Raw genomic sequence first — 16,370 nt, 5'->3', positions numbered from 1 at the left:
AGCGGTAGTGGCTATTTGCCGGTCCCCTGATAGACTTCCAGCATTCATCCAGGATCAGCCAGATCATGCCAGCCGCAGGAGGAAAAGGACTTCCGCTCGCCAGACGCCTGTACAAATCGCGGACCCTGGGGCTCACGCTCGGTTTCGTCTGTGTATTGGCCGGCATGTACCCGCTGGATCCGCCAGGCTGGGTCTGGGCCTGGATGCTGCTCAACGCCTTCGCCTGGCCGCACCTGGCCTACCAACTGGCACGCCGCGCCGAAAACTCCCTGCGCGCCGAACGCCGTCATCTATTGGTGGACTCGTTTTGTGGCGGCTTCTGGGTCGGTGCCATGCACTTCAACCCGCTGCCCAGCGTCACCACGCTGTCGATGATGACCATGAACAACGTCGCCATCGGTGGGCTGCGGTTCATGTTGATGGGCTGGGTGGCCCAGGCACTGGGCATCGGGGTGGCGCTGCTGCTGTTCGCCCCGGCCTATATCGCCCTGACCACGCCCGCCCAGCTTTACGCCTGCTTGCCGATCCTGATGCTCTATCCGCTGGCCCTGGGCTGGATCTGTTATCGCCAGGCCATCACGCTGGCCCGGCACAAGCGTGAACTACTGGCCCTGAGCCGCACCGACAGCCTGTCCGGCCTGCTCAACCATGGCGCCTGGAAAGACCACCTGGAAATCGAGTTCGAACGCTGCCGGGGCGGCCAGCAGGGCGCTGCGATTGCCCTGATCGATATCGACCATTTCAAGATCATCAACGACACCTACGGTCACGTCACCGGCGACATCGTGCTGCGCCAACTGAGCAAGATCCTGCGCCAGAACCTGCGCGCCACCGACCTGGCCGGGCGCTACGGCGGCGACGAATTCTGCGTGATCCTGCCGGACATGCCCCTGGGCCACGCCACCGAAGTGATGGACGCACTACGCGACCGCTTCAGCTCCCTGGGCTACGCCCAGGATCCGACCTTGCGCGCCAGCCTGAGCATTGGCCTGGCGCCGTATCAAGCGTCCCACGGTGATGCGACCAGTTGGTTGAATGATGCCGACCAGGCGTTGTATGAGGCCAAGAGTAGCGGGCGCAATCGGGTGCGTTCGGTGCAGGGCGGGTGGGTGCGGTCGGTTTGAACTGCCGGATTTGAATCCGCGCTCAGCGCGCCAGCGGCGGCCCGCCCGCACCCAGGGGTTTTTATGATGTGTGCAGGGTTGTCGTGTGCCCCAATACCAAACTGCACAGCGCCGGCAAGAACAGCAGCGTCAATAACGTCCCCACCAACACCCCGCCAATCAGCACATACGCCAGGGACGACCAGAACACCGACAAGGTCAGCGGAATAAACGCCAACGCTGCCGCCAGCGCGGTCAAGATCACCGGCCGCGCGCGGCGTACGGTGGCTTCGACGATCGCTTCGCCACTTGCCATGCCCTGTTCCTGGTTCTGGCGGATCTGGTCGGTGAAGATCAGGGTGTTGCGCATCAGGATCCCGCCAATCCCGATCAGGCCCAGGATCGCATTGAAGCCAAACGGCTGGTTGAACAGCAGCAAGGTCGGCACCGCGCCGATCAAGCCCAGCGGGGCGGTGGCGAAGACCATCAACATCACGCCGAACGAGCGCACCTGGAACATGATCACCGTGAGGGTCAGCAGGATCATGATCGGGAACAGTGCCGCCAGGGCCACGTTGGCCTTGGCGCTTTCTTCCACCGGGCCGCCGATGTCCAGGCGATAGCCGGCCGGCAGTCGCGCGATCAGGGGTTGCAGGTCTTTGTAGACAGCCATTTCCACATCGGGCGGTTGCACGCCGTCGACGATGTCGGCGCGCACTTCGACGGTGCTCGCGCGGTTGCGACGCTTGAGGATCGGCTCTTCCATCACCGCCTGGAAATGCCCGACCTGGGCCAGGGGCACCGACACCCCGGCGCTGTTGGTCAGGGTCATGTTGTCGAGGTTGCCGAGGTCTTCACGCTGGCTGCCCTGGGCGCGGGCCACCACCGACACGGTGCGGTTGCCTTCGCGCACTTCAGTGATGGGGTTGCCGCTGAGCAGGGCGTTGAGCTGGGATTTCACTTCGTTGGGGGTGAAACCCAGCAGGCGCAGGCGATCCTGGTCCAGCACCAGGCGATAACCGCTGCTGCGCTCGCCCCAATCGAGGAACGCGTCCTTGGTCAGGCGGTTGGCGGCAACCACCTGGCGCACTTCCTCGGACAGGCTGCGCAACACGTTCACGTCGGGGCCAGACACGCGAAACACCACCGGGAAGGGCACCGGCGGGCCGAACAGCAATTGCGTGACCCGCACCCGCGCGGCGGGGAATTCGCCGCTGGCGATACGCTCGCGCATACGCAGTTTCAAGGCGTCCCGGGCATGGGCGTCGGGGGTTTGTACGATCAGCTTGGCGAACGCCGGGTCGGGTAACTCGGGGTTCAGCGACAGGAAAAACCGTGGTGCACCGCCGCCCACATAGGTATCGACCATGCGGGTCTGCGGCTCTTGCAGCAGCGCCTTTTCCAACTGCGCCGCCACCGCCTCGGTGCTTTTGAAGGCACTGCCCGGCGGCATATACACCTCCAGAATCAGCTCGGAGCGGTCGGAGTTGGGGAAGAACTGCTTCTTCACCACGCCCAGGCCCAAGCCGCACAGTACAAAGGCCGACACCACCAGCCCGGTCACCAGCCAGCGCCGGCGCACGCAGGTTTGCACCAGGTGGCGCAGTTTCTGGTACCAGGGGCCGGCGTAAATCGCGTCGTGGCCGCCGGGCACCGGCTTGATATTGGGCAGCAGCTTGACCCCCAGGTACGGGGTAAACACCACCGCCACCAACCAGGAGGCGATCAGGGCAAAGCCGACGATCCAGAAGATATTGCCGGCATACTCACCCGCGCCCGAACGGGCAAAACCCACCGGCAGAAAGCCGATGATCGTCACCAGGGTACCGGTCAGCATCGGTGCGGCGGTGGAGCTCCAGGCGAAGGTGGCAGCATGGATGCGGTCGAAACCTTCTTCGAGTTTGACCACCATCATCTCAATGGCAATGATCGCGTCGTCCACCAGCAGGCCCAGGGAAATGATCAGCGCACCGAGGGTGATGCGGTCAAATTCGCGGCCGGTCAGCAGCATGATCACAAACACCATGGACAGGGTCAGCGGCACGGCTGCCGCCACCACCAAACCGACACGAAAGCCCAGGGCCAGCAGGCTGATGACCATCACCACGGCCAGGGCGACGAAGAATTTGAGCATGAACTCATTGACCGCCAGGCTGATGTTTTTCGCCTGGTCGGAGACTTTTGCGAAGTTGACACCCAAGGGCAGGTCCGCCTGGATTTTGCCCTCCTGGGCCTTGAGGCTCTTGTCCAGGTCCAGGCCGTTCCAGTGTTTCTCCATGATGATGCCCAGCATCAAGGCCGGGTCGCCCTGGTGCCGGATGCGGTAGCTGGGCGGGTCTTCATAGCCACGGCTGACGGTGGCGACATCGGCGATGCGCAACACTTTGCCGTCCACCGGCAGCGGCACGTTCTCGATCAGCGCCAGGCTGTCGAAGGCGCCGTCGATACGGATATAGGCGCGGGGGCCGGCGGTTTCGACAAACCCCGACGGCGCCACGGCGTTTTGCGCGGCGAGGGCGGTGAAGATCTGCTCGGGCTTGATCCCCAGGGTCGCCAGGCGCTCATAGGAAAACTCGACAAACACCCGCTGCGCCTGTTCGCCGAGAATATTGACCTTCTTCACCCCTGGCAGCCTGAGGAAGTCCTGGCGCATTGTTTCGGCCATCTGCACCTGCTGGCGATGGGGCAGGTGTTCGGCTTCCAGGGCGTACAGGGCGAAGTACACATCGGAATATTCATCGTTGAAGAACGGCCCGATCACGCCCTTGGGCAGTTTGGCAGCCTCGTCGCTGAGTTTTTTGCGGGTCTGGTAGAACAGGTCCTGGATTTCATTGGGGCGTGTGGACTCGAGGAAGGTCATGCGCATCGACACAAACCTCGGTTGGGCGATGGTTTCCACGCGATCGTAGTAGTCCAGTTCCTGCAGGCGCTTTTCCAGGCGGTCGGCCACTTGTTCCTGCATCTCCTGGGCCGTGGCGCCGGGCCAGGCAGCGGTGATGGTCATGACCTTGACGGTGAACAGCGGGTCTTCGGCGCGCCCCAGCTTGGCGAAGGAAAATATCCCCGCGGCGAGGATCGCCAGGATCAGGAACAACGTGACGGCGCGGTATTTGACCGCCAGGGCGGAAAGGTTGAGGCCATGCATGCTCAAGGTTCCTGGCGGCGATTGAGGGTCAGTGCCTGGGCGGGCAACAGGCGTACGCTGTCCCCTGGGTGCAGCAGGTGCGCACCGAGGGCGACGATCAGTTGGTCGGGGCTGACCCCGCCGCAAAGCAGGGCGTCTTCCTGGCCCAGGCTGGCCACCGTGACCGGGGCGAAGCTGACTTTGTCATCCGCGCCAATCAGCCACACGCCGGTTCCGTTACCCGCATCGTGCAGGGCGCCGATCGGCACGCGGGTGTGTGGCGGCTGGCCGTTGCCTTGCAGGCGCAGGGTGATGGTGGAACCGAGGGCTAAACGCTCAACCCTGCCGTGCAGCACATAGCGCGCGCGGTAGGTGCGGGTGACGGGATCGGCGCTGGCCGACAGTTCGCGCAGGGTTGCGTTGACAGCCTGGTCCGGCGCGCCGAACGGCAGGGCCAGGGCTTTTTGCGAGGCGCGGTCGCGCAGGTTTTCCGGCAGATGGATGATCGCTTCCCGTGCGCCGTCGTGGGCCAGGCGCGCGACGATCTGCCCTTCGGCCACCACCTGCCCGCGTTCCACCCGCACCTCGGTGATCACCCCGTCGCCATCGGCCCGCAGCACCGAGTAGGTGCGACGGTTTTCGATCTGGCTGGCATCCGACTGGGCGGCGGCGAGCTGCGCTTGAGCGACCTGCAGGTTAGTCGCGGCCTGGTCGAAGATCTGCCGTGATACCGCGCCGGTACTGGCCAGGCGTTGATAGCGGTTGGCGTCATCGCGGCGCTGGCGCAGTTGCGCCTGGGCGGCGTTGACGCGGTTTTTTGCCGAGCGCAGTGCCAGCTCGAAGTCGCCGATATCCAGGACCAGCAGGGTGTCGCCCCGGGACACATGCTGGCCGGGATCGACCTTGCGTTCGATCACCTTGCCGCTGACCCGAAAACCCAGGTCACTTTCGGTACGCGCCGCGACCACCCCGGTATAGGCATTCTGCTGGCTGGCGGCGGCTTCGACTTTGGCCGCCAGCACCGGGCGCGCAGGGGCGGCGTTGGCGCTGGGGTCGGCCTGGCTGTTGCAGCCGCTGAGCAGGATCAACAGCGCCAGGGGCGGGAAAAGGCGGTGAAGGGGAGGGCGTGGGCTCATTTCAGGCTCCTGGTGGCGCTGGGTGAATAAAATTACGTTCGTAATATTTGCAGAATATTACGATCGAAATATTATTTAAGCCAGCCCTCGATCAGGTTTTGTACGAGTCGGCTTGCCGGCGATCGCGGTGTATCAGTCGATAAATCCATTGGCGGGCCTGCCGCCATCGCTGGCAAGCCAGCGCCTACAAAAGCGCATGCCGGTGCAGTTGTCACACTTTGTCCAAGTTATCTGGGTGTAGATGATTACGATTCTCTTTTGAGATAAATCCTGAAGGTCTACGCCCATGCTTCCTGCTTTTCGTTTTGCGCCGCTGGCCCTGCTGGTGGCTGGCAGTCTCAACGCTCACGCCGATGAGCCTGCGTCACTGCAACTCAGTGAGGTGGTGGTGACCGCCTCGGGCTTTGCACAGAATGTCGAAGACGCGCCGGCCTCGGTCACGGTGATCGATGGCGAGGCCTTGCGCCGCAAGTCGTACCGCGACCTGGGCGATGCGGTGCGGGATGTCGAGGGCGTCACGGTAAATGGCGGGGCCAATGAAACCGACATCTCGATCCGTGGCATGCCCGCCGACTACACGCTGATCATGGTCGACGGCAAACGCCAGAGCGCCCGGGAGTCGCGGGTCAATGGCAACAGTGGCTACGAGCAGAGCTTTGTGCCGCCGGCGGCCGCCATCGAGCGCATCGAAGTGGTGCGCGGGCCGATGTCGTCGCTGTACGGTTCCGATGCCATCGGCGGGGTGATCAACGTGATCACGCGCAAGGTGTCGCCGCAGTGGGGCGGCTCCGTTGGCTATGACTACTCGGCCCGCCAGCACAGCGACCAGGGCAATGCGCGCCAGACCCAGTTCTACCTCAGCGGCCCGCTCAAGGAAGACCTGCTCGGCTTACAGGTGTGGGGCCGTTACCTCGACCGCCAGGCCGATGACGATATTGAGCAGACCAATGGCTTCAGTAAAGCCGATCACCGCGACCTCACCGCGCGCCTGGCCTTCACCCCGGGCATCGACCACGACATTCTTCTTGAAGCCGGCGCCACGCGCCTGAAAAACGGCGATGGGATCAGCGCCAACTGGGCCACCCGCGAGCAGGAAAACAACCGCGATCACTGGTCGCTGTCGCACCAGGGCCGCTGGGGCTGGGCCACCTCGGACATTGCCTTTGCCCAGGAAACTTCCACCCGCGAAGGCCGCGCCACGCCGGCCCAAACCGATATTTTCGGACGCAAGCCCGAGGTCAAGAACAGCGTGTTCGACGCCAAGTTGGTGGTGCCCACGGCCCATAACGTCAGCACCGTGGGCATGCAGTGGAACGAAAGCCAGCTGACCGACTGGAACCAGGGCCTGGGCGACCGTGTGGACTACGAGTTCTCGGTGGTGCAAAAAGCCCTGTTTGCCGAGAACGAATGGTCGGTCACCGATAGCTTCGCCCTGACCACCGGCCTGCGCCTGGATCATCACGAAGAATACGGTGCCCATGTCAGCCCACGGCTGTATGGGGTGTGGCGCGCCAGCGAGCAGTGGACGTTCAAGGGCGGCATCGCCCGTGGCTTCAAGGCCCCGGAGATCCGCGCGGTGGTGGCGGACTACGCCTACCTGCGGCGCAACCGTTTCGTGATGTTCGGCAACCCCGACCTCAAGCCGGAAACCAGCACCAACTACGAAGTCTCGGCGCTGTGGAGCAACCGTGACGATCTGTCGGCGGGCGCGACCCTGTTCTACAACGACTTCCAGGACAAGCTGTCCACCGTCACCACCGACCAGCGCTGGAACGGCTACACCATCATGGAGCGGGTCAACGTCGATAAGGCGATCATCCAGGGCGTGGAGCTCAACGGCCAATGGGATATCAACCCCAGCGTGCTGCTCAAGGCCAACTACACCTACACCGATTCCGAACAGAAAACCGGTGCCAACGCTGGCGCGCCCCTGGCCTTGACCCCCAAGCAAAAGGCCAATGTGCGTAGCGAATGGAGTATCAACGACCGCGCCCAGGCCTGGGCTTCGTTGAGCTATTACGGTGAGGAAACCGGTAACACCATCACCAGTGAAAAACCGGCGCCGGGCTACACCACCGCCGACCTGGGCGGCTCCTTTGATGCGACCGAATCCCTGACCCTCAATGCCTCCCTCAATAACCTGGCCAACAAGCGCCTGGACGACGAGACCTACGGCACCGTGAACTACGGGCGCACCTTGTGGATGGGGGCCACGCTCAACTTCTAAGGCGCTGCAGGCAACCGCACCACCGCGCAGAGACCTGCCGGTGGGCGGTTCTCCAGGAGCAGTTCGCCGCCATGGGCCTGGATGCACGACCGTGCAATCGCCAGGCCCAACCCCAGGCCACCGCCGCTGGCGCCCAGCTGTACGAAGGGTTCGAACACCTTGTTCAGCCAGTCCTGGGGCAGGCCGCTGCCATGGTCGAGAATCTCCACGCACAGCACCCCCGTGTCCTCGCGCTTGAGGCTGATACAGGCATCGCCGCCATGTTTGACCGCGTTGTCGATCAGGTTGGCCAGGGCGCGCTTGAGCGCCAGCGGCCGGCAATCGAGCAGCAGCGGCGGGGCGCCCAGCCAGGTCACTGGTTGTTGCAGGCGCCGGTAACGCTTGGCCAGGTCATCCAGTAATGCGCTCAACGAGGTTCGGCGGGTGGCTTCCTGCACGGCGTCGTCGCGCACGAAGTTCAGGGTTTCGCGCACCATGGCACTCAGCTCGCCGAGGCTGTCGAGCATGTCGTCCCGCTCAGGGCCTGGCTCCAGCAACTCAACCTGCAAGCGCAGTTCGGTGAGCGGGGTGTTGAGGTCGTGACTGATCGCCGCCAACATCCGCGTGCGCCCTTCGACATGCCGGGCCAGGTTGGCCTGCATGGTGTTGAAGGCGGTGGTCAAGTCACGGGCTTCCTGGGGGCCGCTCAAGGGCAGCGGTGCGATCCATTCGCCCCGGCTGACCCGTTCGGTGGCCTGGGCCAGGGTTTTCACCGGGCGCACCACCCGCGCGATGAAAAACATCACGATCAGCAGCACCGGCACCGTGGTCACCGGCAGGCTGTAGGCCAATACGCGGCCCCATTCATACGCCCCGGCGGGATGCTGCAGCGCATTCAGGTACTGGCCGTTCGGCAGGGCGATGCTGCTGCGCAACCGCAAGGGCGCCCAGCCGGCGGGGCTGAACACATGGGTGCGGGCGTTGGCGCCGCTGATGCGTTCCAACTGCATGCCGATGGGCACGTCTGGCGGCAGTTGCAGGTGTTGGCGCAGTTCGTTGGCCAGGCGCCGTTCTTCGGGGCGCAGTTCAAACGGCTCGACTTCGGCCCGGGGGGCGATCCAGAAACGTGCGTTCTCGGTGTTCATCGCAGTCAACAGGTGCGCCGGCTCTTCGCCGCCCAGGCCGGCGGCATGGTGCGCGATCACCAGGCGTTCCAGGCTGAAACTGCGCGACAGCGGGTGGATCAGGCTGCCGGTGCGTTGCAGGAACAGCATGGCGATGGCGTTGGAGGCCAGCAGCGCCAGCAGCAACAACAGGCTCAGTTGCTGCACCAGGGTGCGCGGCCATAGGCGGCGCCAGCGGTTCAAGCGGCGCACGGGGTGACGTCGGCCGCCAGCAGGTAGCCGCCGCCCCAGATGGTGCGCAACAGGTCCGCCGCCGCGCCGTCGTGGGCCAGTTTGCGGCGCAGGCGGCTGACCTGGCGGTCGATGGTGCGGTCGCTGACATCACTGTCGGCGGCGGCGGTCAGGTCGATCAGGCGTTCGCGGGGCAACAGGGTGTTGGGATGCTCGAGGAACACTTGCAGCAGCCGGCTTTCGGCGGTGCTCAGTTGGATCGGCGGGCAGCCTGCGCGGGTCAGCAGTGCGCTGATGGCGCTGAAGTGCCAGCCGGCGAAGCCGTAGCTGCGGCTGGCCGGCGCCATGGGGGCCTGGCTGCGGCCCTGGCGGCGCAGCACGCTGTGGATGCGCGCCACCAGCTCACGGGGTTCGAAGGGCTTGGTGATGTAGTCGTCGGCGCCCAGGTCCAGGCCGCGAATGCGGTCGGCGGCGGCATCGCGGGCGGTCAACAGGATCACCGGGGTGTTGCTGCGCCGATGCAGTTGGTTGCACAGCTCAAAACCGTCGCCATCGGGTAGCAGCACATCCAGCACGATCACATCGAAGGCCTGGGTCTTGAGCAGTTGCCACATGCCCGCTGCATCTTCAGCGGTGCGCACCTCGAAGGTGTGGCGACGCAAATAGATGGCCAGCGGCTCGCGGATCTTGCGGTGGTCGTCCACCACCAGGACGCGCGGCGCTACAGGCGCAGGGGCAAATGGCATGGCGGCCCTCGGGGGAGTTGAGCGGGAGAGCGGGGATATTACTACGAGTCATTATCATTCACGTACTTTATGAAGCGCCGCCATCAAGTCGTCCCATGCATGGAACGATGCGAGCCAAATCCGCTGTCTACCGCCTTATTGGTATTGGATTTAAGGTGTATGCACATTGGAGGACCCTCATGAAAAACATCATCGGTATCTACACCAGCCCACGCAGCCACTGGGTAGGCGACGGTTTCCCGGTTCGCACGCTGTTTTCCTACGACACCATGGGCAAGCACATCAGCCCGTTCCTGCTGCTGGACCACGCCGGCCCGGCGGATTTCACCCCCACCACCCAGCGGCGTGGCGTAGGCCAGCATCCCCATCGCGGCTTTGAAACCGTGACCATCGTCTACGAAGGCGAAGTTGAGCACCGTGATTCCACCGGCGCCGGCGGCACCATCGGCCCGGGCGATGTGCAGTGGATGACTGCGGCCAAAGGGATCCTGCACGAGGAGTTCCATTCCCAAGCCTTCGCCAAACGGGGCGGGGCCCTGGAAATGGTGCAACTGTGGGTCAACCTGCCGGCCAAGGACAAAATGAGCGAGGCCGGCTACCAGACCATCGTCGACGGCGATATCCCGTCGTTGCCCCTGGCCAATGGCGCCGGCAGCCTGCGCCTGATCGCCGGTGAGTTCGCGGGCCGCACAGGGCCGGCGCGCACCTTCACGCCGATTGACGTGTGGGACCTGCGCCTCAACGGCGGCAAGGCCGTGACCCTGGACCTGCACGCCGGGCGCAATACCGCGCTGGTGGTGCTCAAGGGCGCCGTGCAAGTCAACGGTCAGGAACTGGCACGCGAAGGGCAATTGGTGCTGTTCGAGCGTGATGGCGCGCAGATCAGCCTGGAGTCCAACGCCGACGCCATGGTGCTGCTGCTCAGTGGTGAACCCATCGACGAGCCCATCGTCGGTCACGGCCCGTTCGTGATGAACACCGAGCAAGAGATTCACCAGGCCTTCGCCGACTTCCAGTCCGGCCAGTTCGGCCAAATGCACGGCGCCTCCCGCTGATTGGGGGTGCCCTATACCCGCCAACGCCATTTCATGCGATCTTCAGGGCATTCGCCCTGGAGTCGCCTGGATGCTGTCTTTCATCTCCGCTCACCCGATGCTGTGCGCCCTGGCGCTGATCCTTATCGATATCGTCGTCTGGCGTCTGTTTTCAGCCAGTTCCGGCAACTGGAAATTGATCGCGCGCCTGGGCATCTTCGCCGTGTTCAGTGCCGTGCTGTTCAACGACGGCATGAACCCCATGCAACTGGCGCCCTATGCCGACAACACCCCACTGCACCTGGCCGCCACGGCCTTGCAGATCGGCTGGTGGTTGTTCGCCGCGCGCACCCTGACGGTGTTGCTCGGGGCCTTGATGATGCAGCGGGTCGGCCACACCGGGCGCTTGCTGCAAGACCTGATGGGCGCGGTGATTTTCCTGATCGCGATCATCGCGGCCATGGCCTACGTGCTCGACCTGCCGGTCAAGGGCGTGCTGGCCACCTCCGGCGCGGTGGCGATCATCGTCGGCCTGGCGCTGCAAAGTACGTTGAGCGACGTGTTCTCCGGGATTGTGCTCAACACCACCAAGCCCTACCAACTCGATGACTGGATCTCCATCGACGGCACCGAAGGCCGGGTGACGGATATCGACTGGCGCGCCACGCGCCTGCAAACCTCCCAGGGCAGCATGGCGGTGATCCCCAACTCGCTGGCGGCCAAGGCCAAGATCATCAACTTCTCGCGCCCGGCCGACATGTTCGGCCTGGCGGTGAGCCTGCAAGTCAGCCCTCACGCGCGCCCGCAAACGGTATTGGAAGCCCTGGAACGGGCCATGCAAGGTTGCCGGCAATTGCTGGCCAAGCCGGCGCCGAGTGTGGCGTTCAAGACCTCCACCGGGGGGGGCGTGGAATATGAAATCAGCGGCTTTGTGCCGGCCATGGCCCTCAAGCGCGAGGTGCGCAACCAGCTTTATGACCTGGCCTACCGGCATTTGCAGGCGGCCGGCGTAAGCCTGTTGTCCAGCGCCGAAAGCCCGACCTCGCCGGCCACCACGCCCGCACGTGCACTGCTGGAAAGCTCGAATATCTTCTCGACCCTGCGCCAGGAAGAGAAGGAAACCTTCAGCCAGAACATGACCCTGCACACCTTCCGCGCCGGCGAGATGATCCTGCCGACCGGGGAGGTCAGCGATCACCTGTTTATCATTGAGTCCGGGGTGGTTTCGGTGATGCTGGTCAAGGCCGGGCACAAATTCGAAGCCGGGCGCATGGGGCCGGGCGAGGTGATCGGCGAAGCGGGGATTCTGGGGGAGCAAAGCGTGCCCGCGGACTTTGTGGCCAAGACCTACTGCACCCTCTATCGCATCGAAAAGGAATACCTCAAGCCGTGCCTGGACGCGCGCCACGACATCAGCGAGGCCATGCAGAACCTCCTGGATTTCCGCCTGCACGCCGCCCAGCACCTGACCCAGGACGCACCCATCGTGCCGGTGAAAAAGGGCTTCTTGCATTGGCTGCGCAGCCGGGCCTGAAGCGCCTGGCATTGGCTACCTGTTCTTCGTCAGGATTGGCTATTTGTGCGAGGCAGTGGGGTGATTAAGCTGGGCGCCAATTCCCACTGTCCAGGAGTCACACAATGCACGCCCGCACCGATTTCTACACCGCGTCCCCTGACGCCATGAAAGCCATGCTCGCCCTGGAAGCCGCCGTCGGCAAACTGTCCATTGAACTGCCGCTGCTCGAACTGGTACGCCTGCGCGTCTCCCAGATCAACGGCTGCGCCTTCTGCCTGGACATGCACACCGCCGATGCACGCAAGGGCGGCGAGACCGAACGGCGCCTGTACACCCTCTCGGCCTGGCGCGAAACGCCGTTCTTCACCCCGCGCGAGCGTGCCGCCCTGGCCTGGGCCGAAAGCTTGACGCTGATCAGCCAGACCCACGCGGCAGATGAAGATTATGCGTTGCTCAATGCCGAGTTCAGCGCCGCCGAGCAGGTTGACCTGAGCGTGGCCATCGCCACCATCAACAGCTGGAACCGCCTGGCGGTGGGCTTTCGCAAGATGCCCAAGTAACGACATTCAAGGGTAGGCGCTGGCCAATGTAGGAGCTGGCTTGCCTGCGATGCAGGCGCCTCGGTGATCCAGCAATACCGAGGTGATGCCATCGCCGGCAAGCCAGCTCCCACATAAGCCAGGTTTCCCATAAGCCAGGTTTCACATTGGATCGGGGTTAGAAGTTGATGGAAGCACTCAGGCGCGCCGTCAATGGTGCACCCTGAAACAGGTAGTCATCGCCCATGTATTCGCCCGCATCACGCCAGTAGCGCTTGTCGAACAGGTTGTCGATGCTCAGGCGCAACACCGTTTCATAGCCATCGATTTTGGTGGTGTAGCGGCTGCCGACGTTGACCAGCGCATAATCCCCCACTTCCACATTGCCGGTGCGGTTGGCGTTCTTGCTGGCGCTGTATTGCACGCCGCCGAGCACTGCCAGGCCGTTGACCCAGGGCAGGGCGTAGTCGGCGTACACACTGGCGCGCAGCTTGGGCACGTTGATTGTCTGGTGATCTTCGTACTGCGGGGTGCCGCTACCGTTCACCCGTGCGCGAATCGCCGCCACGCTGGTGGCGATCTGCAGACGCTCGGTGGCCCAGCCGTTGGCGGACAGTTCCAGCCCGGTGTTCTTCTGCTGGCCCTGCTGCACGTAGGTGAAGTCGCCGGCGCTGTCTGGCTTGGCGTACTGGTAGGCCTGGCGCGTCTGGAACACTGCGGCGGCGAAGCTGATGCGGCGCCAGTCGTATTTCACCCCGGCTTCGATCTGCCGCGAGACGGTCGGGGCGAGTATTTCCCCATCGTTGCTCGCATACCACGGTGCCTCACCGCCCAGTGACAGGCCCTTGCTGTAGCTGGTGTACAACGAGATGTTTTCCACTGGTTTGTAGATCAGCGCAGCATTGGGCAGGAACACATACTTCTGGGTATGGCGGGCCTGCACCCCAGTCTCGTCGAAGGCTTTTTCATCTAGGCGCACTTCACGACCGCCCAGCACGGTTTGCCATTGCTCGTTGAAGCTGATGCGGTCGGTGACGAACAGCCCGTACTGGCGGCTGTCGAGGCGCCGGTGGCTGTCGTTCAGGGGCTTGTCGGTGGGCGGGAAGGTTTCCGGGTCCTGATCGATATTGCCGCTGCCGACGTATTCATTGACTGACTTGCGCTTGTCGATCACCCGGCGAAAAGCGCTGGTGCCGAAGGTCAGTTCATGGCTCAGGCCGGCCGTGCTGAACAGGCCGGTCATGGCCGCCTGGACTTCATCATTGCGCCGGGTGTCGTCGGGGCTGCGGTAGTCATAAATGTCGTAGTCACCCTCGGGGCTGAACGTGTTCGCGTTGCACGTGCCCACGTAGTAGCAACCCCAGGCAAACGAACTGTAGTCATCAATCACCACCTTGCTGCGGGCGGCGCTGACGCTGCCTTTCCACTGGTCACTGAAGCGGTACTCGAACTTGCCGTTGAGGTTCAGCGACTCGATGCCTACCTGCTTGGCGCCGCTCTGGTGGCCGAGCAGTTTTTTTGGCGAGGCGTCGTGGGGCACTTCGGTGCCGCCGAGTAACTGGTAGCCGGGCACCGAGCGCTGTTGTTTGTCCTGGTATTCGGCATCCAGTTGCAGCACGGCGTCGGGGCTGATGTTCCAGTCGAAGGCCAGGGACACAAAGTCCCGCTGGCCATTGGCGTGCTCGACATAGGAATTGAGGTCTTCATGGGCGACGTTGGCGCGCAGGCCAAATTGCTGCTCGCTGCCAAACCAGCCGCCGACATCGGTGGCGATATAGCCGCTGCCGCGATCATCGGTGGATACCGTGACCGAGCGCACGTCTTCCGGGCGTTTGGTCACGTAGTTGATCACGCCGCTGGGCTCGGAAATCCCGCTTTGCAGGCCCGCCAGGCCCTTGAGCAACTCCACCCGCTGCTTGTTTTCCAGGGCCACGTTCTGCTCGCCGGTGATGGTGCGGCCGTTGATCTTGTAGCTGCTGGCGGCATTCAGGGAAAAGCCCCGGACCACGAAATTTTCGTAGTAGCCAATCGGTGCGTAGCTTTCGCCCACCGAGGCGTCGTTGCGCAGCACTTCGCTGAGCAGGCGTGCCTGCTGGTCCTTGATCAGCGCGGCATTGATCACGGTGATCGAGGCCGGGGTGTCGAGCAGCGGCGCCTCATCGAAGCCGCCGACCGACGCGCTTTGCGCACGATAACCGGACTCATCCTGGCCCTGGATGGTCAGCGCCGGCAGTTCCAGCTCAGCCGCCAGGCTGTTGCCAATGCCGCCGCTGAGCAGCAGGCCGAGGGCCAAATGTGAGGTGACGACGGGGCGAAAACGCAAAACCATGGGGGCAAGGCCTTAAAGCGCGGGGCGGGGGCGCATAAGCTAGGCATAAGTGCGCGTCTTTACAAGTACTCGCCTTGGCCCGGCTGCTTGAGACGTTGCGTCTCAAGCCCCACGCCAATCCGTCCGGGCCTCGACAGCGTGAGCCCGCACCTGCGATAGACAAGGCTTCGTTTATCGTTGCAGGAGATCATCATGGGTATCGCTGGAAAAGTTGCACTGGTGACCGGTGCCGGGCAAGGCATTGGCCGGGCCATCGCCCTGCGCCTGGCGCGGGACGGGGCGGATATCGCGCTGGTCGACATCAATGGCGCCAAGCTCGAAGCCGTGGCGGCCGAGGTGGTGGCACTTGGGCGCAAGGCCTCGGTGTTCATCGCCGACGTGTCCAAGCGTGAACAGGTTGTCGCGGCGGTCGAGCATGCGCACCAGACCCTGGGTGGCTTTGACATCATCGTCAACAACGCCGGGGTGGCGCAGATCGATTCGCTGCTGGACGTGACCCCGGAACAGGTCGAACGCACCCTGGGCATCAACGTGCAGGGCGTGTTGTGGGGCATCCAGGCTGCCGGCAATAAGTTCAAGGCGCTCAAGCAGAAGGGCAAGATCATCAACGCCTGCTCGATTGCCGGGCATGAAGGCTTTGCCCTGCTGGGCGTGTACTCGGCGACCAAGTTTGCCGTGCGCGCCCTGACCCAGGCGGCGGCCAAGGAACTGGCAAGCGCGGGGGTGACGGTGAATGCCTATTGCCCGGGCGTGGTGGGCACCGATATGTGGGTCGAGATCGACAAGCGCATGGCCGAGATTACCGGCGCGCCAGTTGGGGCGACGTACAAGAAGTACGTGGATGGGATTGCCCTGGGCCGTGCAGAAACGCCGGAGGATGTGGCGGGGCTGGTGGCTTACCTGGCCGGCCCGGATTCGGACTACATGACCGGGCAGGCGCCGTTGATCGACGGTGGCCTCGTGTACCGCTAACCCCCAGACTCGACTCGGTAAAAAATCTGGGAGCGGGCTTGGATCTTCGTACATTGAGCACCGTGTGCATCCTGCGGTGGCAGTGAAATGCAATCTTCCAACCCCTGAGGATCAATGTAGGAGCTGTCGAGCCTTGGCGAGGCTGCGATGGCGGCGGCATTGCTGGGATGGAAGTTGGCTGACCCACCGCTATCGCTGGCAAGCCAGCTCCTACATTGGATCGTCGTACATTGAGTACCGTATGCATCCTGCGGTGGCAGTGAAATGCAATCCTCCAATCCCTGAGGATCAATGTAGGACCTGTCGAGCC

Annotated in this window: 11 protein-coding genes; 6 read left to right on the top strand and 5 right to left on the bottom strand. The window is 63.6% G+C overall.

Features of this window, described 5'->3' with window-relative positions; translation table 11 throughout:
* Positions 1 to 65: 65 nt before the first annotated feature.
* Positions 66 to 1,124 (top strand): diguanylate cyclase, encoded by a 1,059-nt coding sequence (locus HBO05_RS26765; RefSeq protein ID WP_169957172.1) that lies wholly within the window; start codon positions 66 to 68, stop codon positions 1,122 to 1,124.
* A 61-nt stretch (positions 1,125 to 1,185) separates the two neighbouring features.
* On the opposite strand, the gene HBO05_RS26760 is transcribed toward HBO05_RS26765, so the two are convergent.
* A complete protein-coding gene (locus HBO05_RS26760; protein ID WP_172314695.1) occupies positions 1,186 to 4,248 on the bottom strand; it encodes an efflux RND transporter permease subunit in 3,063 nt (1,020 codons plus the stop codon).
* Positions 4,249 to 4,250: 2 nt separating this feature from the next.
* Positions 4,251 to 5,363: an efflux RND transporter periplasmic adaptor subunit gene (locus tag HBO05_RS26755; RefSeq protein WP_172314693.1), complete on the bottom strand. Its 1,113-nt coding sequence runs from the start codon at positions 5,361 to 5,363 to the stop codon at positions 4,251 to 4,253.
* Between the two features lie 286 nt (positions 5,364 to 5,649).
* Here HBO05_RS26755 and HBO05_RS26750 point away from each other — a divergent pair, with 286 nt between their 5' ends.
* Positions 5,650 to 7,590, top strand: coding sequence for a TonB-dependent receptor (locus HBO05_RS26750; protein ID WP_172314691.1), 1,941 nt, complete (start codon positions 5,650 to 5,652; stop codon positions 7,588 to 7,590).
* On the opposite strand, the gene HBO05_RS26745 is transcribed toward HBO05_RS26750, so the two are convergent.
* Both HBO05_RS26745 and HBO05_RS26740 read right to left on the bottom strand, forming a co-directional pair.
* Positions 7,587 to 8,903, bottom strand: coding sequence for an ATP-binding protein (locus HBO05_RS26745; protein ID WP_172314750.1), 1,317 nt, complete (start codon positions 8,901 to 8,903; stop codon positions 7,587 to 7,589). The genes HBO05_RS26750 and HBO05_RS26745 overlap by 4 nt on opposite strands.
* A gap of 29 nt (positions 8,904 to 8,932) precedes the next feature.
* Positions 8,933 to 9,670 carry a response regulator transcription factor gene (locus HBO05_RS26740; RefSeq protein ID WP_169957178.1) on the bottom strand — a complete coding sequence of 246 codons (738 nt, stop codon included), beginning with the start codon at positions 9,668 to 9,670 and terminating at the stop codon, positions 8,933 to 8,935.
* Positions 9,671 to 9,849: 179 nt separating this feature from the next.
* Between HBO05_RS26740 and HBO05_RS26735 the strand changes: the two genes are divergently transcribed.
* The 3 genes from HBO05_RS26735 (at position 9,850) to HBO05_RS26725 (ending at position 12,780) form a co-directional block, all read left to right on the top strand.
* Positions 9,850 to 10,725 (top strand): pirin family protein, encoded by an 876-nt coding sequence (locus tag HBO05_RS26735; protein ID WP_172314689.1) that lies wholly within the window; start codon positions 9,850 to 9,852, stop codon positions 10,723 to 10,725.
* 70 nt (positions 10,726 to 10,795) lie between these two features.
* On the top strand, positions 10,796 to 12,238 hold the full coding sequence (locus HBO05_RS26730; RefSeq protein WP_169957182.1) for a mechanosensitive ion channel family protein: 1,443 nt from the start codon (positions 10,796 to 10,798) through the stop codon (positions 12,236 to 12,238).
* Positions 12,239 to 12,342: 104 nt separating this feature from the next.
* The gene (locus HBO05_RS26725; protein ID WP_172314687.1) at positions 12,343 to 12,780 is read left to right on the top strand and encodes a carboxymuconolactone decarboxylase family protein; all 438 of its coding nucleotides are present in this window, start codon (positions 12,343 to 12,345) and stop codon (positions 12,778 to 12,780) included.
* A 157-nt stretch (positions 12,781 to 12,937) separates the two neighbouring features.
* Here the strand turns inward: HBO05_RS26725 and HBO05_RS26720 are convergent, their stop codons facing one another.
* Complete coding sequence (locus tag HBO05_RS26720) at positions 12,938 to 15,088, bottom strand: TonB-dependent siderophore receptor (protein WP_172314685.1); 2,151 nt, start codon at positions 15,086 to 15,088, stop codon at positions 12,938 to 12,940.
* Positions 15,089 to 15,280: 192 nt separating this feature from the next.
* On the opposite strand from HBO05_RS26720, the gene HBO05_RS26715 reads away from it, so the two are divergent.
* Positions 15,281 to 16,060 carry an acetoin reductase gene (locus tag HBO05_RS26715; RefSeq protein ID WP_169957189.1) on the top strand — a complete coding sequence of 260 codons (780 nt, stop codon included), beginning with the start codon at positions 15,281 to 15,283 and terminating at the stop codon, positions 16,058 to 16,060.
* Positions 16,061 to 16,370: the final 310 nt, after the last annotated feature.

It is taken from the genome of Pseudomonas sp. WS 5079 (assembly GCF_012985465.1).
Lineage (GTDB): Bacteria > Pseudomonadota > Gammaproteobacteria > Pseudomonadales > Pseudomonadaceae > Aquipseudomonas.
The sequence above is the reverse complement of the archived record's forward strand: the minus strand, read 5'-3'. Positions and strand labels throughout refer to the sequence as shown.